22 protein-coding genes are annotated in these 25,470 nt (G+C 45.7%); 6 read left to right on the top strand and 16 right to left on the bottom strand.

Annotated elements, in window-relative coordinates; all coding sequences use genetic code 11:
• Positions 1 to 143 precede the first annotated feature (143 nt).
• The 10 genes from DWX62_RS10790 to tsaD form a co-directional block, all read right to left on the bottom strand.
• Positions 144 to 1,139 carry a MoxR family ATPase gene (locus DWX62_RS10790; RefSeq protein ID WP_005827745.1) on the bottom strand — a complete coding sequence of 332 codons (996 nt, stop codon included), beginning with the start codon at positions 1,137 to 1,139 and terminating at the stop codon, positions 144 to 146.
• 193 nt (positions 1,140 to 1,332) lie between these two features.
• Positions 1,333 to 2,514, bottom strand: coding sequence for an HU family DNA-binding protein (locus DWX62_RS10785; protein WP_117681143.1), 1,182 nt, complete (start codon positions 2,512 to 2,514; stop codon positions 1,333 to 1,335).
• A gap of 26 nt (positions 2,515 to 2,540) precedes the next feature.
• On the bottom strand, positions 2,541 to 2,813 hold the full coding sequence (locus DWX62_RS10780) for an HU family DNA-binding protein (protein WP_117681142.1): 273 nt from the start codon (positions 2,811 to 2,813) through the stop codon (positions 2,541 to 2,543).
• Between the two features lie 78 nt (positions 2,814 to 2,891).
• Positions 2,892 to 4,190, bottom strand: coding sequence for a 30S ribosomal protein S12 methylthiotransferase RimO (gene rimO / locus DWX62_RS10775; RefSeq protein WP_005837204.1), 1,299 nt, complete (start codon positions 4,188 to 4,190; stop codon positions 2,892 to 2,894).
• Positions 4,187 to 5,146: a signal recognition particle-docking protein FtsY gene (gene ftsY / locus DWX62_RS10770; protein WP_005827738.1), complete on the bottom strand. Its 960-nt coding sequence runs from the start codon at positions 5,144 to 5,146 to the stop codon at positions 4,187 to 4,189. The genes rimO and ftsY overlap by 4 nt, the downstream gene beginning before the upstream one ends.
• A gap of 251 nt (positions 5,147 to 5,397) precedes the next feature.
• Positions 5,398 to 5,556, bottom strand: a complete 159-nt coding sequence (locus DWX62_RS10765) for a DUF4295 domain-containing protein (RefSeq protein WP_005827735.1) — start codon at positions 5,554 to 5,556, stop codon at positions 5,398 to 5,400.
• Positions 5,557 to 5,570: 14 nt separating this feature from the next.
• The gene (gene rpmG / locus DWX62_RS10760; RefSeq protein WP_002560155.1) at positions 5,571 to 5,759 is read right to left on the bottom strand and encodes a 50S ribosomal protein L33; all 189 of its coding nucleotides are present in this window, start codon (positions 5,757 to 5,759) and stop codon (positions 5,571 to 5,573) included.
• Between the two features lie 20 nt (positions 5,760 to 5,779).
• Positions 5,780 to 6,040: a 50S ribosomal protein L28 gene (gene rpmB, locus DWX62_RS10755; RefSeq protein WP_004291052.1), complete on the bottom strand. Its 261-nt coding sequence runs from the start codon at positions 6,038 to 6,040 to the stop codon at positions 5,780 to 5,782.
• A gap of 121 nt (positions 6,041 to 6,161) precedes the next feature.
• Positions 6,162 to 6,629 carry a CinA family protein gene (locus DWX62_RS10750; RefSeq protein WP_009038369.1) on the bottom strand — a complete coding sequence of 156 codons (468 nt, stop codon included), beginning with the start codon at positions 6,627 to 6,629 and terminating at the stop codon, positions 6,162 to 6,164.
• A gap of 13 nt (positions 6,630 to 6,642) precedes the next feature.
• Entirely contained in the window at positions 6,643 to 7,665 is a 1,023-nt protein-coding gene (tsaD, locus tag DWX62_RS10745; RefSeq protein ID WP_005827731.1) for a tRNA (adenosine(37)-N6)-threonylcarbamoyltransferase complex transferase subunit TsaD, read from the bottom strand.
• 204 nt (positions 7,666 to 7,869) lie between these two features.
• On the opposite strand from tsaD, the gene DWX62_RS10740 reads away from it, so the two are divergent.
• A complete protein-coding gene (locus DWX62_RS10740) occupies positions 7,870 to 12,342 on the top strand; it encodes a translocation/assembly module TamB domain-containing protein (RefSeq protein WP_009038368.1) in 4,473 nt (1,490 codons plus the stop codon).
• 157 nt (positions 12,343 to 12,499) lie between these two features.
• Here DWX62_RS10740 and dnaB read toward each other — a convergent pair whose 3' ends face one another.
• The gene (dnaB, locus tag DWX62_RS10735; RefSeq protein ID WP_008664493.1) at positions 12,500 to 14,071 is read right to left on the bottom strand and encodes a replicative DNA helicase; all 1,572 of its coding nucleotides are present in this window, start codon (positions 14,069 to 14,071) and stop codon (positions 12,500 to 12,502) included.
• Between the two features lie 298 nt (positions 14,072 to 14,369).
• On the opposite strand from dnaB, the gene ispE reads away from it, so the two are divergent.
• The gene (gene ispE / locus DWX62_RS10730) at positions 14,370 to 15,203 is read left to right on the top strand and encodes a 4-(cytidine 5'-diphospho)-2-C-methyl-D-erythritol kinase (RefSeq protein WP_120172828.1); all 834 of its coding nucleotides are present in this window, start codon (positions 14,370 to 14,372) and stop codon (positions 15,201 to 15,203) included.
• An 83-nt stretch (positions 15,204 to 15,286) separates the two neighbouring features.
• On the top strand, positions 15,287 to 15,781 hold the full coding sequence (locus DWX62_RS10725) for a PepSY-like domain-containing protein (RefSeq protein WP_005827722.1): 495 nt from the start codon (positions 15,287 to 15,289) through the stop codon (positions 15,779 to 15,781).
• Between the two features lie 69 nt (positions 15,782 to 15,850).
• Here DWX62_RS10725 and purT read toward each other — a convergent pair whose 3' ends face one another.
• Both purT and DWX62_RS10715 read right to left on the bottom strand, forming a co-directional pair.
• Positions 15,851 to 17,017, bottom strand: a complete 1,167-nt coding sequence (gene purT, locus DWX62_RS10720; protein WP_005827720.1) for a formate-dependent phosphoribosylglycinamide formyltransferase — start codon at positions 17,015 to 17,017, stop codon at positions 15,851 to 15,853.
• 138 nt (positions 17,018 to 17,155) lie between these two features.
• Positions 17,156 to 18,673, bottom strand: a complete 1,518-nt coding sequence (locus DWX62_RS10715) for a DUF4301 family protein (RefSeq protein ID WP_016273801.1) — start codon at positions 18,671 to 18,673, stop codon at positions 17,156 to 17,158.
• Positions 18,674 to 18,778: 105 nt separating this feature from the next.
• Between DWX62_RS10715 and DWX62_RS10710 the strand changes: the two genes are divergently transcribed.
• Both DWX62_RS10710 and DWX62_RS10705 read left to right on the top strand, forming a co-directional pair.
• Positions 18,779 to 20,998, top strand: a complete 2,220-nt coding sequence (locus DWX62_RS10710; protein ID WP_005827714.1) for a RelA/SpoT family protein — start codon at positions 18,779 to 18,781, stop codon at positions 20,996 to 20,998.
• A 16-nt stretch (positions 20,999 to 21,014) separates the two neighbouring features.
• Positions 21,015 to 21,386 carry a diacylglycerol kinase family protein gene (locus DWX62_RS10705; RefSeq protein ID WP_005827712.1) on the top strand — a complete coding sequence of 124 codons (372 nt, stop codon included), beginning with the start codon at positions 21,015 to 21,017 and terminating at the stop codon, positions 21,384 to 21,386.
• Here the strand turns inward: DWX62_RS10705 and DWX62_RS10700 are convergent.
• The 3 genes from DWX62_RS10700 to DWX62_RS10690 form a co-directional block, all read right to left on the bottom strand.
• A complete protein-coding gene (locus DWX62_RS10700; protein ID WP_057281042.1) occupies positions 21,362 to 22,339 on the bottom strand; it encodes an MFS transporter in 978 nt (325 codons plus the stop codon). The genes DWX62_RS10705 and DWX62_RS10700 overlap by 25 nt on opposite strands.
• Positions 22,320 to 23,141 carry a 3-methyl-2-oxobutanoate hydroxymethyltransferase gene (gene panB, locus DWX62_RS10695; protein WP_034523185.1) on the bottom strand — a complete coding sequence of 274 codons (822 nt, stop codon included), beginning with the start codon at positions 23,139 to 23,141 and terminating at the stop codon, positions 22,320 to 22,322. Before panB ends, DWX62_RS10700 begins: the two co-directional genes overlap by 20 nt.
• 76 nt (positions 23,142 to 23,217) lie before the next feature.
• Entirely contained in the window at positions 23,218 to 23,865 is a 648-nt protein-coding gene (locus DWX62_RS10690; RefSeq protein WP_120172827.1) for an HAD family hydrolase, read from the bottom strand.
• 118 nt (positions 23,866 to 23,983) lie between these two features.
• Between DWX62_RS10690 and DWX62_RS10685 the strand changes: the two genes are divergently transcribed.
• Positions 23,984 to 25,339 carry an MATE family efflux transporter gene (locus DWX62_RS10685; RefSeq protein WP_005827703.1) on the top strand — a complete coding sequence of 452 codons (1,356 nt, stop codon included), beginning with the start codon at positions 23,984 to 23,986 and terminating at the stop codon, positions 25,337 to 25,339.
• The last annotated feature ends 131 nt before the right edge of the window (positions 25,340 to 25,470 follow it).

Raw genomic sequence — 25,470 nt, 5'->3', positions numbered from 1 at the left:
AGCACACAAGCGCAATTTAGTTTATAACAGAAACTTCCCTATGAAAAGGGGTGAGGTTTTCGGTACTCAACCCTAAGGTTTACCACGCTAAACCTCAGGTATAGGATTGTAAACCTCAAGTTTACGAAAACCTCTATTATGCGTTAGGGCACTTCAACCTTGTTCAGTATCTTGCTGACGATTTCATCAGATGTCATATTGCTGGCTTCCGCCTCGTAAGTCAAGCCGATACGGTGGCGAAGTACGTCGTGTGCCACAGCGCGCACATCCTCCGGAATGACATAACCGCGACGCTTGATGAACGCGTAGCTACGGGCAGCCAAGGCCAAGTTGATGGAAGCACGGGGCGAACCGCCGAAACCAATCATGTCTTTCAGTTCTTTTAAATCATATTTTTCCGGATAACGGGTAGCAAATACAATATCAACAATATATTTTTCTATTTTCTCATCCAGATACACCTGGCGAACCACTTTACGAGCTTCAATAATTTCGTCTGCCTTCAAAATGGGCTTCACTTCAAATTTATCACCATTGATATTCTGACGGATAATCAGTTTCTCCTCTTCCAGCTTCGGATAGTCTATTACGACTTTCAGCATGAAACGGTCCACTTGCGCTTCGGGCAGCGGATAAGTACCTTCCTGCTCGATAGGATTCTGTGTGGCAAGCACCAGGAATGGTTTGGGCAACCCGAAAGTTTCATTGCCGATAGTAACTTGACGTTCCTGCATGGCTTCCAGCAAAGCACTCTGTACTTTGGCCGGAGCACGGTTGATTTCATCAGCCAAAACAAAGTTTGCGAAGACCGGACCTTTTTTTACTTGGAACGTTTCATCCTTCTGGCTGTAAACCATTGTACCTATTACGTCGGCAGGCAACAAGTCAGGCGTAAACTGAATGCGGCTGTATTGCGCATCAATCAACGAAGCAAGCGTCTTGATAGCTAAAGTCTTTGCCAAACCGGGCACACCTTCCAACAACACATGTCCATCGGACAACAAACCAATTAACAACGACTCTACCAGATGCTTTTGTCCTACAATGACCTGGTCCATACCTGTGGTAAGATTGGTAACGAAAGCACTTTGTCTTTCAATCCGCTCATTCAGTTCGCGGATGTCAATTGTTTCAGCCATAAATCAATCTATTTTTTAATGTTTAATTTCTTCATTTATCCGGTTTTGAACCGGCAATTATTTTTTTCGCTCCCAAAAGTACGGGAATAAATTAACCATACCAACTAATTTTTATTAAAAAACTATGCGAAACCTTTTAGATTAAACTACTTTCATAGAGTTTAGTATTTAACAAAAAAGAAGCAGTAATTTTTTACTGCTTCTTGGCTAATTTCGGTATCTTGATAGTGGTACCATAAGGTACATTATCCGGATTCTTGATTACGCCGGGATTATGCTTCACGATATAAGGCCAAAGAGCTTTTGTCCCATAAAAACGAAGCGCTACCCTAGTCAGCGTTTCCCCTTCCTTGATGGTATAAGTGGTTTCTGTTCCCACAATCGTATACCCCACAGAATCCGGCTCAAACGGTGCAACTGTCTTTTTCTGCTCTTTTTTAGGAGCGGGAGACTGTGCCTGTACATTTTCCTTTGGAGTTGTTGTAAGCGCAGGAGTTGTTGTAGCAACAGTTTCTGCCACAGTATCTGTCCGGGCAGGAACTACAACATCTTTTGAAACAATGCTGTCTGTCAAGGCAATATTGTCTTGACCGACAGGGACATCCACCTTTTCAGTAACAGATTCCTTCACATCCGAGTCTGCAACCTCTTCTACAAGAGGCTTTGCAGTAAGTTTGTCAAGCAAGTCCGGATAATACATGAAAGCTACGGCACCACCACACAACAACACTACAAATACAACGATGCCTATAAAATATTTCATAGTCGAAGAATCTGCCGTATCTTTTATCACTGGCTCAGACGGTTCCGGTTCAACAGCAACTATATTTTCAGGCATTGCTTCAGGTTCAGTTTTTTCCGGTTTCTCCTCTTCAACTTCCGGTTCGGGCTCAACTAACGGCTCTTCGACTACAGTTTCCACCAAAGGTTCTTCTATCGTGGCTTCTTCCACTAAGGCAACCTTCTCCTCCACCTCTTGTTCCGGAGTTTTGATTTCAGTATCTTCATCATCTTCACTGTCATTTTCCTGCAGGGTGTCCTCAAGCACCGTAGCGTCATTCAAAACTACAGTTTCAAAATGCGAAAATGGTCTATTGATAATATCTTTCAAAGCCGGTTCCGGTGTAAACGACACTTTTGTATGCCCTTGTATCTCAAACCTTTCCCCCGTATTCACATTAACGCTTTCACGACTCCCGACATCTATCAGCTTGAAAGTCCCCAAACCTCGTATCTTCACATATTTGTCCTTCTCCAAAGACTCCTCAATCAGCTGGAAAAATTCTTTCACAAAACTATCCGCATTCTTCTTGCTCATGCCATGCCTTTCAGCCAGCGTGTCAATCAGGTCTTGTATGTTCAGTTTCTCATTCATAATACGGGAGATTTTTTAAAAGCCGGTTACTTAAACTTATCCTTTAACAATGTACTCGGCTTATAGGTCAACACCAATTTGGGAGGCACCAGCATACGTTGCTTTGTAGTCGGATTCACAGATATACGCTCTGCCTTCTTTTTCACTTCGAATGTACCGAACCCTTGTATAGAGATAATATTCCCCTCCTCCAACTGCCGTGTCATATCTACCAGCAATGAAGCAACCAGCTCAGAAGTATCTTTCAATGTGTACCCTAACCTCCGCGACAATTCAGAAGTAAACTCTTTGTTATTCAAAATGTAAGCCTTTAAATTGAACTACGGTGCTATATTAGCAAATCTTCTTCACATATGCAAGAAGATAAGGAAAAATCTTTAAATTATTCGTCCAAAAAGGTCGAAATCATCGGAATTTACTATCTCTACGTGGTAAAAGTTACCTATATGCAACGCCCTGTCTCCACGCTCAATCAAAACCTCAGGATCCACTTCGGGAGAATCAAATTCTGTACGTCCAATATAATATTCGCCTTCCAGCCGGTCAATGATTACTTTCATCTGCCTGCCTACTTTCTCCGCACTCAACTCCCCTGAAATGCCTTGTTGAATAGACATTAACTCATCCAAGCGCGCTTGTTTCACTTCCTGGGGAATAGAATCCTCATATTCAGCAGCGGCATACGTCCCTTCTTCTTCCGAATACGCAAAAGCCCCCATTCTATCGAAACGCACTTTACGGACAAACTCTTTCAGCTCCTCAAAATCGGCTTCAGTTTCTCCTGGATGCCCCACCATCAGTGTAGTACGGAGATGGATACCGGGAACCTCCTCACGGAATTGTTCTATCAGCTTATACGTCTCATCCTTCGTCACATGGCGGCGCATCTTTTGCAGCATATTGTCGCTGATATGTTGCAGGGCAATATCCATATATTTGCATACATTGTCACGCTCGCGCATCACACGGAATAAATCAGCCGGAAAATGTGCCGGATAGGCATAATGCAAGCGTATCCACTCCACTCCGGGAATATCCGAAATCCGCTCAACAAGCTCGGGCAACATTTGCTTCTTATATAAATCTACTCCGTAATAGGTCAACTCCTGGGCTATAACCTGGAATTCCTTTACACCCCGTGCAACCAGATACTTCACCTCGTCAAGTATTTCCTCCATCGGGCGCGACACATGCCTTCCCGTAATGATGGGAATAGCGCAATAAGAACATTTACGGTCACACCCTTCGGATATCTTCAAATAGGCATAATGCTTGGGAGTGGTCAATGTGCGCTCTATGTGCAGCTCGTCATGATAGGCCTTTCCCAAATCCTGCAGCAACTCTCTCCAATTGAATTTACCATAGAATTTATCCACCTGGGGAATTTCAACGGCCAATTCCTTCAGATAACGTTCCGAAAGGCAACCCATTACATAAAGCTTCTCCAAGTTTCCTTCCTCCTTGGCCTGCGCAAATTCCAGAATCATATTAATGGATTCCTCCTTGGCGTCACCGATGAAACCGCAAGTATTGATTACGGCAATCTGTCCCTTCGGTCTTTCCGCATCATGTGTCACATGGAATCCCACTTCCTCCAACTGACGCATCAAATGTTCCGAATCCACCAGGTTTTTAGAACATCCTAAAGTGATGATATCTATAGTCTTCCGTTTCATGCATTCTCCCCGAACAGTGAATCAACAAATTCCTTTTTACGGAACACCTGCAAATCTTCCATTCCTTCACCCAATCCAATATATTTAACCGGAATTTTAAACTGGTCTGAAATGCCGATGACTACGCCACCCTTGGCTGTTCCGTCCAACTTTGTAACAGCCATTGCCGTAACCTCCGTTGCCAGAGTGAACTGCTTGGCTTGTTCGAATGCATTCTGTCCGGTTGAGCCATCCAACACAAGCAACACCTCATTCGGAGCATCAGGAACAACCTTCTTCATCACATTCTTGATTTTCGTCAGTTCATTCATCAAACCGACTTTATTATGAAGGCGTCCTGCCGTATCTATAATTACCACATCGGCATTATTGGCAGTTGCGGAACTCAGTGTGTCAAAAGCGACAGAAGCCGGGTCAGCACCCATTTTCTGCTTTACAACAGGCACACCTACCCGTTCACCCCATATCACCAACTGCTCCACAGCAGCAGCACGGAAAGTATCGGCAGCACCCAGATAAACAGACTTTCCGGCTTTCTTGAACTGATAAGCCAGTTTGCCAATCGTAGTAGTCTTCCCTACACCATTGACGCCCACTACCATAATGACGTATGGTTTCTTCGCAATCGGCGCTTCAAAGTCATCCACATCCTCCGAATTATTCTCTGTAAGCAACGCTGCGATTTCATCACGTAAAATATGATTCAGCTCAGTGGCATTCATATATTTGTCGGCTGCTGCACGCTTTTCGATACGTTCAATAATTTTCAGTGTCGTTTCCACGCCCACATCCGAAGTTATCAACACCTCTTCCAGATTATCCAATACTTCATCATCAACTTTTGACTTTCCTGCCACAGCACGCGCAATCTTGCCAAACACACTTTCTTTGGTCTTAGATAATCCTTTATCTAATGTTTCCTTTTTTTCCTTGGAGAAAAAACTAAAAAATCCCATACACTAATTATTTTTATGCAACCTGTTTTCGCATTCCCTGCAAAGATAGTGCAAACCGGATGCAGAATAAAATGAACCCGTTCATTTTTTATGCTGAGGTGCAGCCTATCTTCGCATTTTCAGCAAAGATATAACAAAACTGACGAATATTAAAAACTTCGTCCTCTTTTTAAAAAGAAATCCCCTTACCGGAAATACCGACAAGGGGGATCTTTATAAGTCATCAGCGCTTTACAGCCACTGTATTTATCTTATTTCTTAAAGAAGTTCTGAACATCTTCATTACGGACCATCTGTTCATCAAAGATGTAAGCACCAGTCTTAGGAGACTTCACCATTTTGATAACCTTTGTATAAGAACGTCCTTCTTTGCTTCCTTCGTGCAAGGTTGCTACCGCTTTCTTTGCCATAAGTTATAGATTTATTATTTAATTTCTTTATGTACTGTCACTCTCTTCAGAATCGGATTGTATTTCTTCAACTCCAATCTCTCTGTGGTATTCTTTCTGTTCTTCGTCGTAATATAACGAGAAGTACCCGGCATACCGCTATCCTTGTGTTCTGTGCATTCCAGAATCACCTGTACTCTGTTACCTTTTGCTTTCTTTGCCATAATCAGTATTCTCCTCTACTTTAGCCAATAACTTTAATGCTTTTCCAATCACAATAACCTTTAGCTACCGCATCTTTCAAAGCAGCGTCCAGTCCTTTCTTATTAATAATGCGCAAACCATTAGCGCAAATGCTAAGGCTGATCCAGCAATCCTGCTCTACATAGTAGAACTTCTTGTTAAACAAGTTCAAATCAAAGGTTCTCTTTGTTCTTCTCTTTGAGTGTGAAACATTGTTGCCAATCATGGCCTTCTTTCCGGTAATTTGACAAATCTTTGACATTTCTATCTTAATTTTATAGTTTTCTTTTTTGCCTATTTCAAACAGAGCGCAAAGTAAGCACTTTTATCGTTACCAAACAAGTTTTTCTTAAAATAATTCACTGTATGATAGCATTTTTTCCTCATTTCAGCTTCTCACAAAGCAACAAAAGGGCATTTTGAATTGCTTTTTCCACATTTCCCTTTCTTCCCTCGTCCCCCTCCTGCTTCATGGCAACTATTTCATTTTTATAGGCAGCAGCTATCCACACCGTACCCACTGGTTTTTCCGGAGTCCCACCTCCAGGACCTGCAATACCGGAAGTAGCCACTGCACAATCTGTTTTCAGCGTTTTCATCGCACCTTTCACCATTTCTGTAACAGTTTCGCGGCTTACTGCTCCATGTTTTTCCAAAGTTTCGGCAGATACATGCAGCAAAGACATCTTTATTTCATTGGAATACGCCACTATACTACCATTAAAGTATTCCGAACTGCCGGGAACGGAAGTAATCAGAGCGGCAATCCCTCCACCCGTACAACTTTCTGCGGTGGAAAGGGACAATTTCTTTGCTTTCAGCAGCTCTCCTACCTTTTCTTCCAACTTCATACCTTATTATATATTATCCTAAAGTTACGCGTGAATAAGCAGGTGCTTCCATCGGACAAAAATCCTTATCCATATACTTGAAGTATCCGGTAATGGCAATCATGGCAGCGTTATCCGTTGTGTAGCTGAACTTCGGAATAAATATTTTCCAACCATACTTCCCGGCATGCTCACGGAAAGCATTACGCAATCCGTTATTGGCAGAAACGCCTCCTGCAACAGCCACTTCCTTTATTTTATATTGTTTGGCAGCTTTGCGCAACTTATCCATCAAGATATCTACAACGGTAGCTTCCAGTGATGCCGCCAAATCCGTCTTGTGATGTTCGATGAAATCGGGGTCGTCCTTCATCCAGTCGCGCAGAGAGTAAAGAAACGAGGTCTTAAGTCCGCTGAAACTATAATCCAACCCTGGAATATGCGGTTTGCTGAACGAGAAGGCTTTAGGATTACCTTGCCGAGCCAGTTTGTCAATAATCGGACCACCCGGATATCCCAATCCCATTACCTTCGAGCATTTGTCAATGGCTTCACCGGCGGCATCATCAATGGTCTGCCCCAAAATTTCCATATCGTTATAGGCTTTCACCAAGATAATCTGTGAGTTTCCACCGGAAACCAGCAAGCAGAGGAAAGGAAATTCCGGCTGCACATTATCTTCACCTTCTGCTTTAATGAAATGAGCTAACACATGACCAGTCAAATGATTAACATCAATCATAGGAATACCTAATGAACGGGCAAACCCTTTGGCGAAAGATACCCCCACCAACAACGACCCCATCAATCCCGGTCCACGCGTAAAGGCCACAGCACTCAATTCCTCTTTGGTTACTCCGGCGCGTTTCAATGCCTCATGCACTACCGGAACTATATTTTGTTGGTGCGCGCGGGAAGCCAGTTCAGGCACTACCCCGCCGTATGCTTCATGCACAGCTTGGCTGGCCACCACATTCGAAAGCAGATAACCATCTTTGATGACAGCTGCAGAAGTGTCATCACAAGAAGATTCTATTCCCAAGATTATTGTACTCATAATGTTTATTTACGTTTAAACGCTGCAAAAGTAGTGATAAAAGTACGATTCATAACGTATTATTTCATATTTTTGTTGGCTGATTATAAAAATTAACCGCCTATCAGAAAGCTAAAAAAAACAGTACGCTGGGTACTCGGTATTGTATTGGGATTGTATATCGGTACCATATTGTTGCTGAACATTCCATCCGTTCAGCGACAAATGTCTGTATTTGTTGCCAATGAACTGGCTTCCATACTGGACAGCAAGATTTCCATTGGGCGAATAAACATAGGATTGCTGAACCGCATCATCATCGACGACCTGCTCCTGGACGACCAGTCTGGCAAGGAAATGCTGAAGGTGACCCGTCTTTCTGCCAAATTCGATATTCTCCCCCTATTCAGCGGCAAAATATCCATCAGTAACATACAATTGTTCGGCTTTAACATCAATCTGAACAAGCAGACTCCCAAGGATAAACCTAATTTTCAGTTTGTACTCGACGCATTCGCATCCAAAGATACGGTTCAAAAGAAAAACAACCTGGATCTCCGTATCAATTCCTTACTGATACGCCGCGGAAAGGTTTCATATGATGTGCTGTCCGAGAAAGAGACTCCGGGAAAGTTCAATCCACAGCATCTCCGCTTGCGTAACATTATTGCAAACATCTCCCTAAAAGCATTGCAAAATGATTCTATCAATGCTGCCATCAAGCGTCTGAGCATCGAAGAAGAACATTCCGGATTTGAATTGAAGAAACTAAGCCTAAAGGTTATCGGCAATGACCAACGGATGAAAATCGAAAATTTCGCCATCGACCTCCCCAACACCTCTTTGGCAATGGATACTATACACATGGATTATGACAGTCTGGGGGCATTTGACAATCTTGCCCAAGATGTCCGTTTCTCATTCCATTTGCTGCCCTCTCAAATCGCCTTGCAGGATTTATCGGCTTTTGTTCCGGCTTTTGGTTCTTTCAAGGAAAAATTGCAAGTAGAGGTACAGACGGACGGCACTGTCAATCAACTGAATTGCCCGCACCTTTCCGTCTCTGTCGGAAATCATTTTTATCTGAGGGGAGACGTATCACTACAAGACCTTTCCCATCCGGAAAATGCTTATATATTCGGCAATTTGTCCAATTTGTACGCAGACCCGGAAGGAATTGCCTTCTTTGTCCGGAATTTCAGCAAGAACTATAATGGAGTACCTCCCGTCCTGCAACACTTAGGAACGGTTTCCTTCCGTGGAGAAGTATCGGGCTACTTCACAGACCTCGTAACTTACGGACAAGTACGCACTGACATCGGAACCATCCAAACTGACGTAAAACTAAGTTCTAACAAAGATAAAGGTTATTTTGCCTATTCCGGTGCAGTGAAAACCAAAGAGTTTGAGCTGGGCAAGATGCTGGGTAACAAAAAACTGGGTAAAGTAACTTTCAATCTGGATGTCAACAGCAGCCATTACGAAAACCAATACCCATCCGTACTGCTGAAAGGGCTGGTTGCCTCCATTGATTACAGCGACTACAATTACGAAAATATCACCCTGGATGGAGAATACAAGCAGGGAGGCTTCACGGGAAAAGTCGCCTTGGATGACACCAATGGTTCTGTTATTTTGAACGGTACCATCAATACCGCCAGTCGGGTACCGACTTTCAACTTTCAGGCAAGCATCGACAAATTTCGTCCTCATGCCCTACATCTGACACCCAACTATGAAGATACGGAAATATCAGTCAAAGTCAAGGCTGACTTCACCGGCGGTTCCATTGACGAGATGAACGGTGAAATCAACGTTGACAGCTTACTGTTCGCAGCTCCGGAAACACAATACTTCCTGGACAATCTGAAGATATCCGCCATCAGAGAAAGCGAAGACCAGAAACGGCTGACCATCCAATCCAACTTTCTCCAAGGTCGCATAGAAGGCGATTATTCTTATCGTACCCTGCCTGCCAGTGTACTGAATATCATGCGTCGTTATATCCCCGCCTTGATTCTGCCAGACAAGAAACCCATAGAGACGGAGAACAATTTCCATTTCGACATGCACATTTACAATACGGAACTACTCTCCACCGTCTTTCAGATTCCGGTAAAAGTATATACCCATTCCACCATTAAAGGATACTTCAATGACAAGGCACAGCGACTCCGTGTAGAAGGCTATTTTCCCCGTCTCCGCTATGAAAACAAATTCATCGAATCCGGAATGTTCCTTTGCGAGAATCCCGGTGACCAGTTCCATACACGCCTACGCTTCAGCAACCGCAAATCAAGCGGCGCTGTCAATATAGCTTTAGAAGCGCAAGCCCAGAACAACAGCATACAGACCACGCTGAACTGGGGTAACAGCAGCACTGTAACCTACAGCGGGAAACTCGCCGCCGTCGCCCACTTCATCCGTGAACAGAAAGAAGCGAATGAAAACAAGAGGAAACTTCCCCCCTTAAAAACCGTCATTGATGTCCAGCCCACCAACGTGATACTGAACGATACGCTATGGGATATACATCCCTCCCAAGTGGTACTCGACTCCGGCAAAGTGTATGTCAATGATTTCTACTTCAGCCATAAAGACCGGCACTTGCGTATCAATGGTATCGTTTCACCACAACCCGAAGATACAGTACGTCTGGATTTGAAGGAAATCAACATCGGTTATGTGTTCGACATTGCAGACCTCGGAGTCAATTTCAAAGGAGAAGCCACCGGTCCGGCTTTCGCCAGCGGAGTACTGGAAACCCCCGTCATGAGCACCGACTTGTTTATCCGCAATCTCGGATTGAACGAAGGCTTGCTGGGTGATGCCAACATACACGGAGAATGGCACCACGACGTGAAGGGCATCTATCTGGATGCCCATATCCGGGAGAAAGATATCGCCAAAAGCCATGTGTATGGCTATGTCTATCCCTTGAAGCCCACCAGTTCATTGGATCTCCAAATTGAAGCGGGCGGTACCAACTTGAAGTTTATACATCATTATATGAGCAGCATCACGCCCGAATTCAACGGACGTGCCACCGGCCATGTACATTTCTATGGCAAATTCAAGGCTCTCACCATGGAAGGGCGTGTATTCGGCGATGCTTCCATGAAGGTAGACGTGCTCAACACCACTTTCTCCGTCAAAGACAGCATCTACATCGAGCCCGGCGGGTTGACCTTCCGCAACAACCGCATTTTCGACACGCAAGGGCATCAAGGCAGCATGAGCGGCTATCTGCAATATCAGCATTTCAAGAACCTGGAGTACCGTTTCAATTTCAATGTCAACGACATGCTGGTGATGAATACCAAAGAATCACCGGACTATCCCTTCTACGGCACCGTCTACGGTACGGGGAATGCCACTATTGCCGGTAATGCCCAAGATGGCGTTAACATTGACGTTGCAATGACTACCAATCGTAACACCACCTTTACCTATATAAAGGATAACGTATCTACAGCAGTCAGCAACCAGTTCATCAAGTTTGTGGACAAGACGCCACGCCGTGCCGTACAAGACTCTGTTCGCCTTTCCGACTACGAGATTGCCCAAAAGGAAATCGAGGAAGAGAAAGAGAGCGACACTGACATCCGGCTGAATCTCTTGGTAGACGCCACCTCCGACGCTACCATGAAGATTATCATGGACCCTATCGCCGGCGACTATATCAGTGGACGGGGAACCGGAAATATCCGTACTGAGTTCTTCAATAAAGGAGATGTAAAAATGTTCGGCAGTTACCGGATAAACCAGGGAGTCTATAAATTCAGTCTGCAAGAGGTTATCCGAAAGGACTTTATTATCAGGGATGGAAGTACCATTACATTCAACGGTTCGCCGCTGGATGCCACTCTGGACATAAAAGCAGGCTATACGGTCAACTCAGCATCCTTAAATGACCTAATGCCCAACGAGGCAACCTCCGGCTACATCAGCCAGACAAATGTAAAAGTGAACTGTATGATGGACCTTACCGGACAATTGACTTCACCCGATGTAAAATTCGACATCGAGCTGCCCAACGAACGCGATGAAGTGCAGGCCATTGTCCGTAACTATATTCCTACTGACGAGCAAATGAACATGCAGATACTCTATCTGTTGGCTATCGGCAAGTTCTATACCCCGGAAAACTTGGGAGCCACCCAGAATTCGAATATGATGTCCAGTGTTGTTTCATCCACCCTTTCCGGACAGTTGAATAACGCTTTATCGAACATTCTCGATGTTAATAACTGGAACTTCGGCACCAATTTCAGTACCGGTGAAAGAGGCTGGACAGACATGGAGTTCGAGACCATGCTTTCGGGGCAATTATTGAATAACCGACTACTTATCAATGGTAATTTTGGCTATCGTGACAATCCGATGGCAAATACCAATTTTGTGGGAGACTTTGAAGCAGAATGGCTCGTCAACCGTTCCGGAGACATCCGCCTGAAAGCGTACAACGAAACGAACGACCGCTACTACACCCGGACAAATCTGACAACACAAGGTATTGGCATTATCTTCAAAAAGGATTTCAACAAATGGAGTGAGCTCCTTTTCTGGAACAGATGGAAACTCAACCGGCTGAGAAAGGAACAAAAAATAAAACAAGATACTCTATCCACTGATAAAATAAACACAGAACAGCAGATGCCCGAGACACAATCAAAACGGAAAAGGGAGCAAAAGTAAGATTGACGTTCTTACTGTCCACATTGAAGATTTTAGAATAAGTAAATAGGCTCAAATACAGTATTTAACATGGCTACACCCTTTGTACCTAAAGGTGTAGCCATCACTCTACGATGGTATAGGCATTCAAGGCAAAGGGTGTAGCCATAAAAATACATCAGAAAGGTAATGGCCCGTCCGACCCCACACCTCCAAACGGGTTGTCCGTCTGTGGCGGAAAATCAGCAGCCGATGGAGGAGGCGGTGTTGCCGTACTTCCGATAGGCGCATTCATACGTGAACCGAATGTAGCTCCTCCACCCTCCGTCGGAGGTGGGATAACCATATCATCCTCCGGATTCTGGAAACGGGTGTACTGTCCGATAAATCTCAGACGCACATCCCCCACGGCACCGTTACGGTGCTTTGCTATGATGATTTCCGCCATACCGCGCAAGTCACTGCCATCGGCAGAAGTATAAATCTTGTAATATTCGGGACGGTGGATGAAGCACACCATATCGGCATCCTGCTCGATGGCACCGGATTCACGAAGGTCACTCAACTGGGGACGCTTGCCTTCCTCGCCTTCACGGTTCTCCACACCACGGTTCAACTGCGACAAGGCGATGATAGGAATGTTCAGCTCCTTGGCCAAACCTTTCAATGAACGCGAAATGGTACTGACTTCCTCCTGACGGCTACCAAAAGACATTCCGCTTGCATTCATCAGCTGAAGGTAGTCGATGATGATAATCTTCACTCCGTGTTCACGTACCAGACGCCGTGCCTTCGTACGGAGTTCGAATACCGACAAAGAAGGCGTATCGTCCACATAAAGCGGAGCATCCAGCAAGTCACGCAGTTTGTAATCCAACTGCTGCCATTCATAGTCTGCCAACTGGCCACTCTTGATTTTCTCACTCGGAATCTCGCACACGTTGGATATCAGACGGTTCACCAGCTGCACGTTACTCATTTCAAGCGAGAACAGTGCTACGGGATTGCGGAAATTCACGGCAATGTTTTTTGCCATGGAAAGTACGAACGCCGTTTTACCCATGGCAGGACGGGCCGCAATAATGATGAGGTCGGACTTCTGCCATCCGGAAGTCATCTTGTCCAGCTTGGTATACCCACTTTCCAAGCCACTCAAACCATCGGTACGGGCGGCAGCTTTCTGAATCAAATCATAGGCTTCGGCAATGACAGGATTAATTTGTGTATAATCCTTCTTCATGTTCTGCTGGGAAATCTCGAACAGCTTTCCTTCGGCCTCCTGCATCAGGTCGTCCACATCCAGCGTCTCGTCGAAAGCCTTGCTCTGGATATTGCTGGTAAAAGTGATCAGTTCACGTGCCAAAGCTTTCTGTGCAATGATACGTGCATGGTATTCGATGTGTGCAGAAGATGCCACCTTACTGCTAAGTTGGGTAATATAGAACGGGCCGCCCACTTCCTCCAATTCTCCCCGCTTGGAAAGCTGCTCCTTCACGGTGAGGATATCGACCGGCTTCTGATTCACGGCCAAATCGGTAATAGCGGAATATATCAACTGATGTCTATGCTCATAGAATGACTCCGGACGAAGAATTTCACTTACCAGCGAATAAGCGTCCTTCTCAATCATCAAGGCTCCCAAGACAGCTTCTTCCAGCTCCGGCGCTTGCGGCTGGATACGTCCGTAGTCTGTTACGGGCTGTGGTGCCTTTCCTTTCGGAGTACGGGATGTTCTTCTTTGTTCTGCCACTTTAAGAATTAAAAAATGAAAATTAAAAATTAAATGAACTTCCCTTTTTAGAAAGGGGAAGCAAAGATAGTGCAAACCGAATACATAACTTTCATGCTTGCATGAAAAAGTTATGTTGAGGTGCAGCCTATCTTCGCTCGTATGGCAAAGATAAGCGAATTTATTTATAAGCAGTAAATAAATCATTGTTAAGTTTTCAATCTACTATGAACAGAAATCACTAACTTTGTCTTTGGAAGCTGCACTCCAATAGCTTCTCCTTTTAATTTTAAATTATTAATTCTTAATTTTCAACGCCATGCTGACTTTTCCAAATGCCAAAATAAACCTGGGACTGAATATCACAGAAAAGCGTCCGGACGGATACCATAATCTGGAAACCATTTTCTATCCGGTTCCCATAGAAGATGCTTTGGAAATAAATATCTTGAACGAAGGAAACGGAAAGTTCCGTCTGCATCAAGCAGGTCTGGAAATTGAGGGAGAAGCAGAGAGTAACCTGGTAGTGAAAGCCTACAAGTTACTGGATGACCGGTTCAACCTTCCTCCGGTAGATATTCATCTCTTCAAGCATATTCCCTCGGGAGCCGGACTGGGTGGCGGTTCGGCCGATGCAGCCTTCATGCTGAAGCTTCTGAATAATAAGTTTGAACTCGGACTGCCGGATGACACTCTGGAAGAGTATGCCGCCAAGCTGGGTGCCGATTGTGCCTTCTTCATCAAAAACCGTCCGACTTACGCAGAAGGTATCGGAAACATATTTTCTCCCCTTCCCCTCTCACTGAAAGGATATCGGATATGGTTGGTGAAGCCGGACATTTTCGTCTCTACACGGGATGCCTTTGCAAAAATAAAACCGCATCATCCGGAAATGTCCCTGAAAGAAATTGCCCAACTTCCCGTAGAAGAATGGAACGGACGAATGGTCAATGACTTTGAAGAAAGCGTATTCCCCCAATTCCCGGCTATTAAAGAAATCAAGGAAGAGATGTACCGGCAAGGAGCTGTATATGCCTCCATGAGTGGTTCGGGGTCATCTGTTTACGGATTATTCAAGGAAGATGCCGTATTACCGGAAGTGGATTTCGGAGAAAAAGCTTTTGTATACAAAGGCCGGTTCACTGATATTTAAAAATGCATCAACCAATATACTGATTTCCGGAAACAAAAATACAACAAGGTTGTTCTTACAGAAAACTCAAAACAACCTTGATTATGAAAAAGTTCAAATTCTGTATTCTGGCAGGACTACTTGCCTTGCTGTCGGTGTCCGCTTTTGCGGAAGGACGTCTTCCTGCAAATATACAAACAGCTTTTCAAACGCTCTATCCTCAAGCAACGGATGTAGAATGGGAGCAAATGGCCGGTTGCTACGTGGCAGAATTTATTGCAGATGGTCAGGAAATTGATGTCTGGTTCAATAAACAAGCGGAGTGGGTTATGACTGAAACGGATGTAGAGTCACTGGAAAAAGTGCCGGCTCCCGTGGCAGAAGCATTCATGAGCAGTACAATGACCGGCATGAGATTAAGGGATATAAGAATCATCACCTTTCCCAAACATCCCACAGTGATAATAATTGAGGTGGAACAATACAATTCCGATGAAGAATTCCAACTGTTCTATGCTCCGGATGGAAAACTATTACAAAGCCTCGATGTAACAGAACTTGGAGGAGAGATTTATCCCGGACTCTTTTTCAATGATTAATACTGACGATTGGTGATTTGTTGATGGTATCCATTCATCAACAAATCACCAATCATTCATCACTAATCATTAATATACCTCTACCCTATCAGCAATACGCTTCGCTTTGTCGCGCAGCGTGTCAAGATCACTGTCAAGAGGTGCATAACACAGCACTACACCCATACGGCGGTTTACGCGGGTAGTAGGCTTACCAAAAATACGCAGATAAGTATCCTCTTCTTTCGTAACCTCTTCCATGCCACGATAATTGGGACGTTCCTGACTGGCTATCGGAGAAAGGATGACAGCACTGGCTCCTATACGCTCCTGCTTGATGCCAGGGATAGGCAGACCAAGCACCGCACGACAGTGCAATTCAAACTCATTCAGATTCTGGGTTCCGGCCAGGGTTACCATACCCGTATCGTGCGGACGTGGAGAGAGTTCGGAGAAATAGACACCGTTCTCATGGCTGAGAAAGAATTCCACTCCCCACAATCCGGCACCGGTCAAGGCACGGGTCACTTTCTCTGCCATATCCTGCGCCTCCCTTAGATGGGCAGGGTCAATATGGGCAGGCTGGAAGCTTTCACGATAGTCCCCACCCTTCTGTACATGGCCGATAGGCGGGCAGAACAAGGTCGGACCATTCTTCTGTGTTACGGTGAGCAGTGTTATCTCACTGTCGAACTTGATGAACTCTTCAATGATAAGTTCTTTGATGTCTCCACGGCTACCATTACAGCCATACTCCCAGGCATGCTCCAGTTCGTCGGCACTCTTTACGAGAGACTGGCCTTTACCGGAAGAGGACATCAGCGGTTTCACCACACACGGGAAACCTATCTTTTCAGCAGCAGCTTTCAGTTCATCCAAAGATTTGGCATAAAAATATTTAGCAGTCTTCAATCCCAGCTCTTTAGCTGCAAGGTCACGTATGGCTTTACGGTTCATGGTAAAGTTCACGGCGCGTGCACTGGGCACTACCTGAATGCCTTCTTTCTCGAAATCATACAGACGTTCCGTACGGATAGCCTCAATTTCCGGAACAATAATATCCGGCTGGTGTTTGCGTACTACACGTTCCAAAGCATCTCCATCGAGCATGCTGAATACCTCACATTCATCTGCCACTTGCATGGCAGGCGCTCCGGCATACGAGTCGCAAGCAATGATATACTGGCCCTTACGTTGGGCAGAAATAACAAACTCCTTGCCCAACTCACCGGAACCTAACAATAAAATCTTTTTCATCAATTCTTTTATTTACAATTTTATATATTTACGATTTGACGACGTACGATGTACGATTAGAGTTACTTTAGACAATAAACCGCCACAAGCCAAAGCAATCCCAATCGTACATCGTAAATCGTCTAATAGTAAATCCTCTTATTGGTGTTGTTCTCTCAACAAGTCATTCACCGTCTTTACCGGATTGAATGTAGTCAGAGGCACTTCTACAAATACTGTGTTCCAATCACTCATAGCCCCGTTCCACAAACCGGGAAGTTCAAGCGCCTTCAGGTCCTTGCCGTTCTTGGACTTATAGGAGATGAACCCCGTCGCTTTATCCACATACTTCACAAGATTGAACTTATGTCCTTTATAGTCACGTACGGCGCAAACCAAATCCACCGGATTGAAATGGGTACCTTTTTCAAACATTTCCTTCTTTTCCGGGTCGTCCATATCAATCTGCGAACTTTCCAGAATCTGCAGAGAGATAGTACCGTCACTGTTGTATGCCAGGAACGGACCTCCGCCCGGTTCGCCTACGTTCTTCACCATACCGCAAACACGCATCGGACGGTTCAGCTTCTCTTTCAGATATATAACCAACTCGGCATCTTCCAGATTCTTTGTCTCCGGATTCTTGCAATAGAGTTGTTTCTGCAGGAATTGCAGAACTTCAAGAATTTGCTCGTGTGTATACTTCCCGCTGTCAAGCAACTGCAGATAAGCAAACGCTCTCTGCTGTAACGCTACCAGCACACCGGCAATCAGTTTCTTATATAATACGGTGTCACCTTTCAGCTTGTCGGGTACCACATTGTCTATATTCTTTATGAAGATAATATCCGCATCAAGGTCATTCAAGTTTTCAATCAAGGCGCCATGACCGCCGGGACGGAACAACAATTTGCCATTGTCGCGGAAGGGTTTGTTTTCCATATCGGCGGCAATGGTATCGGTGCTCGGCTTCTGTTCCGAAAAAGAGATGTTATAATCCACCCCATACTTCTTTGCATAAGCGGCAGCCTTTTCGTCTACCAAAGCCTTGAACAAGGCACGATGTTCGGGCGAAACCGTGAAATGCACATTCACCTTACCGTTCTTATTGGCAGCATACAATGCTCCTTCTACCAAGTGCTCTTCCAGCGGCGTGCGGCTACCGTCTTCATACTTATGGAACTTAAGCAATCCTTTGGGCAGAGCACCATAGTTCAGTCCGGCCCCTTCGAGTAAGGCAGCAACAACCGCCTTGTAGTTTCCAGCGGCAACCAAAGTCGGTATATCCTTTCCGGCAGTCCTCTGGCAAGCGGTATTCAAGTCATCATAGAAGGCAAACTTCTCTATTTTCTCAAAGAAAGTCTTTTCAAAGTTTGTCTGGGGAGTGTCATAGTCTGCCCCGAGAAATTCAAACAAGTTCTTGAACATACGGCTGGCAGCACCCGAAGCAGGCACAAACTTCACCACCACTTTATCGGTTTGTGTATATGCCTCCCAGGCATCCAGGTATTTCTTCTGTTCATCCGTATCCGGAGCCAGTATACCCTTTTCTACAGAAGCGGCGGCAGACAGCTTCAAGTATGGAAAACCTTTTTCGAAACAAGCCAACTGTTCGGCTATTTGTTCTTCGGAGATGCCTTTATTTTCGAGCAACTCTTTGTCTTGCGGTGTTATCATAATATCTTGTTTTATTAATTCATGCCCAAAAATACAAAAAAAGCAGAACTGCCGTCAAGAAAATGAAGAAAAAACTTACCTTTGAAGCATAAAATACGGACGATTATGGAAACTGATGAATTTTTCACTATCAAAGAGAAAGATTTACTCTTCTCGCTCTACCGCAAACTGTTGCAACTTTCCGGAGAAACCCTCCAGAAGGGGGACTGCAAAAAGCTGAAAACACATCTTGTCAATACTATACAGAACAACCGTATCCAGCGTGATATATTCGGTTTGAATCCCGTCATCAAAGATATGCAGACGGCTGTCATTGTAGCGGAAGAAATCGGAATGAAGCGTGCTTCTATCCTGGGGCTCATGCTGCACGACTCCGTGCGCTGCGGCACTTGTACCGCTCTGGAAGTGGAGCAAATCTATGGCGAGGATGTGGCAGGCATCATCCGGGGATTGATACGTGTAAACGAACTTTATTCCAAAAGCCCTACCATCGAGTCCGAGAATTTCCGCAACTTGTTGCTGACTTTCGCCGAAGACATGCGTGTCATTCTCATCATGATTGCCGACCGCGTAAACATCATGCGGCAGATAAAGGATTGCAAGAACGATGAAGCCCGTCGGCAGGTAGCCAACGAAGCGGCTTATCTCTATGCGCCCCTTGCCCATAAGCTGGGTCTGTACAAATTGAAGTCGGAACTGGAAGACCTCTCATTGAAATATACAGAAAAGGAAGTTTACTACCATATCAAGGAAAAACTGAATGAGACCAAGGCATCGCGTGACAAGTACATTGCCGCCTTCATTGCACCGGTACAGAAGAAGCTCGAAGAAGCCGGACTGAAGTTCCATATTAAAGGACGCACCAAGTCCATCCACTCCATCTACCAGAAAATGAAGAAGCAGAAATGCCCCTTCGAAGGCGTGTATGACCTGTTCGCCATCCGCGTCATCCTGGACTCTTGCCTGGAAAAGGAGAAACTGGAATGTTGGCAGGCCTACTCCATCGTAACAGATATGTACCAGCCTAACCCGAAAAGGCTACGCGACTGGCTGTCCGTACCTAAAAGCAACGGATATGAATCACTGCACATCACCGTGATGGGCCCCGAAGGCAAATGGGTGGAAGTACAAATACGTACCGAACGCATGGATGATATTGCCGAACGAGGCCTGGCCGCCCATTGGCGATACAAAGGAGTGAAAGGTGAATCTGGTCTTGACGAATGGCTGACTTCCGTACGCGAAGCCTTAGAGAGCTCGGACAGCAACGGACTGGAAACGATGGACCAGTTCAAACTGGATTTGTACGAAGACGAGGTATTTGTATTTACCCCCAAAGGTGATTTGTTCAAACTTGCCAAAGGCTCCACCGTGCTCGATTTTGCGTTCCACATCCATAGCAAACTGGGCTGCAAATGTATCGGTGCAAAAGTGAACGGCAAGAATGTACAGCTGAAGCAAATGCTGCATAGCGGTGACCAGGTGGAGATAATGACATCGAATACGCAGACGCCCAAGCAGGACTGGCTGAACATCGTAACCACCTCCAAGGCACGCACCAAAATACGCCAGGCATTGAAGGAAATGGCTGCACGCCAGCACGCCTTCGCTAAGGAAACCCTGGAACGCAAGTTCAAGAACCGGAAGATAGAGTATGATGAAGGAACCATGATGCGCCTCATCAAGCGCCTCGGTTTCAAGATAGTGACCGACTTCTATCAAGCCATAGCCGATGAAGAACTGGATGTCAACGAGATTATAGACAAATACCAGGAACAGCAAAGACGGGAAAATGATACGCGCGACGATATTGTCTACCGCAGTGCTGAAGGCTATAACCTTCAACAAGGCATACCGGAAGAGATAGGTACCAAAGAAGATGTACTGGTCATTGATCAAAATCTGAAAGGATTGGATTTCAAGTTGGCACGCTGCTGCAATCCCATCTATGGAGATGATGTATTCGGCTTTGTCAGTGTGACGGGAGGTATCAAGATACACCGTTGCGATTGTCCCAATGCCAGTGATTTGCACTCACGTTTCGGCTACCGTATCGTGAAGGCACGCTGGGCCGGAAAGTCACAAGGTACACAGTACCCCATCACCCTGCGCGTAGTGGGACACGATGACATCGGCATCGTGACCAACATCACTTCCATCATTTCCAAAGAAACGGGTATTACTTTGAGAAGCATCGGCATTGACTCGCATGACGGGCTGTTCTCCGGAACACTGACCATCATGGTGAGCGATACGGGACATCTGGAAGCACTTGTCAAGAAACTGAGAACAGTAAAGGGAGTGAAACAGGTTTCAAGGAATTAAGCAACAACTATAATCCATGAAGTACGACTTTAAAAAGCAGTTGCGCAGTTTCGGATATGCCTGGAAAGGTATCCGGTGTTGCATAGGAAAAGAACAGAACCTGAGCTTCCATCTGATAGCTACGGCTGTGGTAGTCATTGCAGGATTCGTTTTAGGCATTACTCGCATGGAGTGGATGATAATCATTCTCTGCATCGGAGTGGTGATAGCAGCCGAACTGTTCAATACCGCCATTGAGAAGCTGGTCGACCTGGTGTCTCCCCAACAGCATCCCGTGGCAGGGCAAGTAAAAGACATAGCCGCCGGAGCAGTACTGGTATGTGCTGCAACGGCGGCCATTATAGGATTGATTGTATTTATCCCTTACCTCACCCGCTTCTTCTTATAATAAGGATAGGTCAGCAGTACAAAGAAAAATACGGCAAGCATAGCAGCAACAGACGCCACATGGTATATCTGCGCTTTGTCCATCAGGTGGCAAGCCACAGCCATGCCCACCAGCAGCCCTGCCTCCATGAACAAATGGCAAGTGGTGTTTGCCGTTCCACGCTGGCAATGGTGCGACAGCTTGACGAACATCTTCATGAACGGGACTGTAATGAACACCAATACAGCCAATGCCGCCAATGACCAGTAATCGCCCACAAACATCAGTGGCAGCAACGCTCCCGGTACAAAAGCAATCAACAGCATATTGATGGCAGGTACCCATGCACGCGGCAATAAGAAGCGGTCCATATTGCACAACGACACGCCTATCGGAGCACGGAAAGCCACATATACCCTCGATGCGAAAAATATGCTAGCCAGTCCGGCCGCTACGGACAGATAGGTCACCATACGGAAACCATACATCTTATACATTCCAATGCCCAACACAACACCCACCAGCATGCCCAAGCGTGCAGCCCATGCATATACCATGTTTCCTGCGCTGCGGCGCGCGGAAGTCGTTATGTCGATGGCCACCGTAATGCCCGCTGTGGTTGCCAGCCCGAAACATGCTCCCTGCACAGCGGCAAGCAGCAGAAATTTCGTATAACCATCCACAAAGGCATATCCCAGAACAGCCGCCAGCATAATGAGTGCGGAGTAAAGGAGCACGTGTTTCCTTTTATATTCATCGACCAGATAGGCATGGAAAGGACCGACAGCAAACATGGCCACCGCAAAGACCAGAAACATGCTGCCCGCCTGCCCGACGGAAACACCCAACTGCTCTCCCATCACAAAAGGAAGCAAAGGGAAAAGCATATAGACGGATATGAACAGCAACAGATTTGCCGTACACATCCGCCAAAAATTGAGTGTCATGAGTTTGTTAGTACTGTTCTTTCTCATTCGGGAAATCTAAATTCTTCACATCGGATACATAACGGCTGATGGCATCCGTCATCACTGTATGCAGGTCGGCATAGCGACGCAGGAAACGGGGACGAAAACCGTTATTCATACCCAGCATATCCTGAACCACCAACACCTGGCCGTCCACATCGCCACCGGCACCGATGCCTATAACGGGTATAGTCAGCTCGCTTGCCACGCGGGCAGCCAATGCGGCAGGAATCTTCTCCAATACCAGTCCGAAGCATCCGGCTTCTTCCAGCAAATGCGCATCGCGTACCAGTTTCTCGGCTTCGGCATCATCCTTGGCACGGACCGTATATGTTCCATACTTGTTGATGGATTGGGGCATCAGTCCGAGATGTCCCATGATGGGAATACCGGCGCTGAGGATACGCTTCACCGTACCGATGATTTCCTCGCCTCCCTCCAGTTTGAGGGCGTCGGCATGGCTTTCTTTCATAATACGGATAGCGGAAGCCAATCCCTCCAGTTCGTTGCCCTGATAAGAGCCGAAAGGCATGTCGACAATGACCATGGCACGCTTCACACCGCGAACCACGGATTTGCCATGATAAATCATCTGGTCGAGCGTGATGGGAAGCGTGGTGACATTGCCTGCCATTACATTGGAAGCGGAATCTCCCACCAGAATCACGTCTACCCCGGCACCGTCCACAATCTGCGCCATAGTATAGTCATAAGATGTCAACATTGATATTTTTTCGCCTCTCTGTTTCATTTCGATAAGGCGATGTGTAGTCACTTTACGAGTGTCGTCTGAAATATAACCCATGATAGTATTTACAATTTGGCAATTTACAATTTACAATTACTCAATTTAATTTTCGGCGCAAAGGTAATCCTTTTTCTGATTACTTGTGCAATTGAGTTAATTTATCGTAAGTGAATCCCTGAAAGTCATCCAATACATAATGACACAACGGAGCTATGTCTTCACGGGAATTGGTGGTTGCCAACCCTATAACGGTAGCTCCTGAAGCCATGCCGGCTTTCAGCCCGTTGAAGGAATCCTCGAATACATATGTGGTGTCGGGAGTTGTGCCGAAAACCTCCATACCCAACAGAAAACAATCCGGTGCAGGCTTGGAAGCCGTAAACATCTCGGCCGTAAGGATACGGTCGAAAAGAGTCTTTATTTCGGGATGAACCCGATAGACAGCTGCCATCTTCGCTTCGTTGGAGCTGGTCACTACGGCAGTCTTCACCCCATTCCGGTGTAGGTCGGCAATGAAGTCAAGCACTCCGGGAATAAAGTCGAATGACATTTCCTGTTCAAAGCGGTTCAGCCGTTCGGTAATTTCGGCCTGTTCCTTCGCCATGTCCGGAAAAAAGGTATCATAAATATAGACCAGCGTCTGGCCCTTCACCCTGCCTTCAATATCATCCATACCCAAATACTGCTTTCCCATTTCATGCCAGAAGTGGCTGTACTGTGTCTCCGTGTCTACCACCACGCCGTCAAAATCAAAAAGTACGGCGGTTGCTTTTGTTGTGTCCATAAACTTTCTTTTACCTAAATCTGTTAATACCAAAACATTATAGTGTACAAAGGTGGGAATAATCTGCGAATCAAACAAATATTTCTTACCTTTGTGCTCCTTAATTGACTCATATCAAATGAACAACGCGCATATATTAGGAACCGAACGTATTGGCAAACTGCTTGTGCAGTACTCCATTCCGGCCATTATAGGCATGACGATTACTTCGTTGTACAACATCATCGACAGCATTTTCATCGGTCATGGCGTAGGTCCTATGGGCATTGCCGGACTCGCCATTACTTTCCCTCTGATGAATCTGGTCGTGGCTTTCTGTACGATGGTATCGGCAGGCGGTTCCACCATTTCGTCCATCCGTCTGGGGCAGAAAGACCTGGACGGAGCAACGGAAGTATTGGGAAACACACTGATGTTCTGCCTGGTCAACGCATTCATATTCGGCAGTGTTTCATTCATCTTTCTGGATGATATTCTGCGCTTCTTCGGTGCCAGCAATGATACGTTGCCATATGCCCGCGACTTTATGCAGGTGATATTACTGGGTACCCCCGTCACTTATACCATGATTGGCCTAAACAATATCATGCGTGCCACGGGATATCCCAAGAAAGCGATGCTCACGTCTATGGTAACGGTAGTCTGCAACATAATCCTCGCTCCCATTTTCATCTTCCAATTTGACTGGGGAATACGGGGAGCTGCAACGGCAACGGTCATCTCGCAGTTCATCGGCATGGTGTGGGTAGTGAGCCATTTCCTGCAAAAGACAAGTGTGGTACGTCTGCAACGGGGGTTCTGGAAGATGAAGAAACGCATCATCAGCAGTATATTATCCATCGGTATGTCACCGTTCCTAATGAACGTCACGGCATGTGTCATTGTGATTATCGTAAACAACAGCCTCCAACAGTACGGAGGCGATATGGCCATCGGGGCATATGGCATTATCAACCGGCTGCTGGTACTCTATGTAATGATTGTATTGGGGTTGACGATGGGAATGCAACCGATTGTAGGCTATAACTTCGGTGCGCAAAAACACGACCGTGTGAAGGCTACCCTGCGCCTGACCATCATTGCCGGAGTATGTATCACCAGTACAGGCTTCCTTATCTGCGAATTGTTCCCCCATGCCATATCTGCCATCTTTACCAGTGATGAAGAGTTGATAGATATTGCTTCCAGAGGCGTACGCATTGCCGTAGCCATATTCCCGCTGGTAGGTGCACAGATTGTCATCGGCAATTTCTTCCAAAGCATCGGGAAGGCGAAAATCAGTATCTTCTTGTCGCTGACACGCCAATTACTGTATCTGTTGCCGGGACTACTGATATTCCCGCATTACTTTGGGCTGGACGGCATCTGGATATGTATGCCGGTATCGGACTTCTTTGCTTTTGTAACGGCAGCGGTGGCATTGTGGATATATGTAAAGAGATTACCCACAGGAATTACCGAAAAAGCGAGGTGAAAGTGATTTATTCTACTGCAAATATTGCATTTTATGTTATAACAAATAAATTGTTCGAAAATATATCATTCATTCAGCCCAAACACATCATCTATTCGCCCCAAACAGATGGTCTGTCTACCCCAAACGCA

Origin of the sequence: Bacteroides sp. AF20-13LB (assembly GCF_003603065.1) — a bacterium.
In the GTDB taxonomy this organism is placed as follows: Bacteria; Bacteroidota; Bacteroidia; order Bacteroidales; family Bacteroidaceae; genus Bacteroides; species Bacteroides uniformis.
This window is presented reverse-complemented; position numbering and strand designations above follow the sequence as displayed.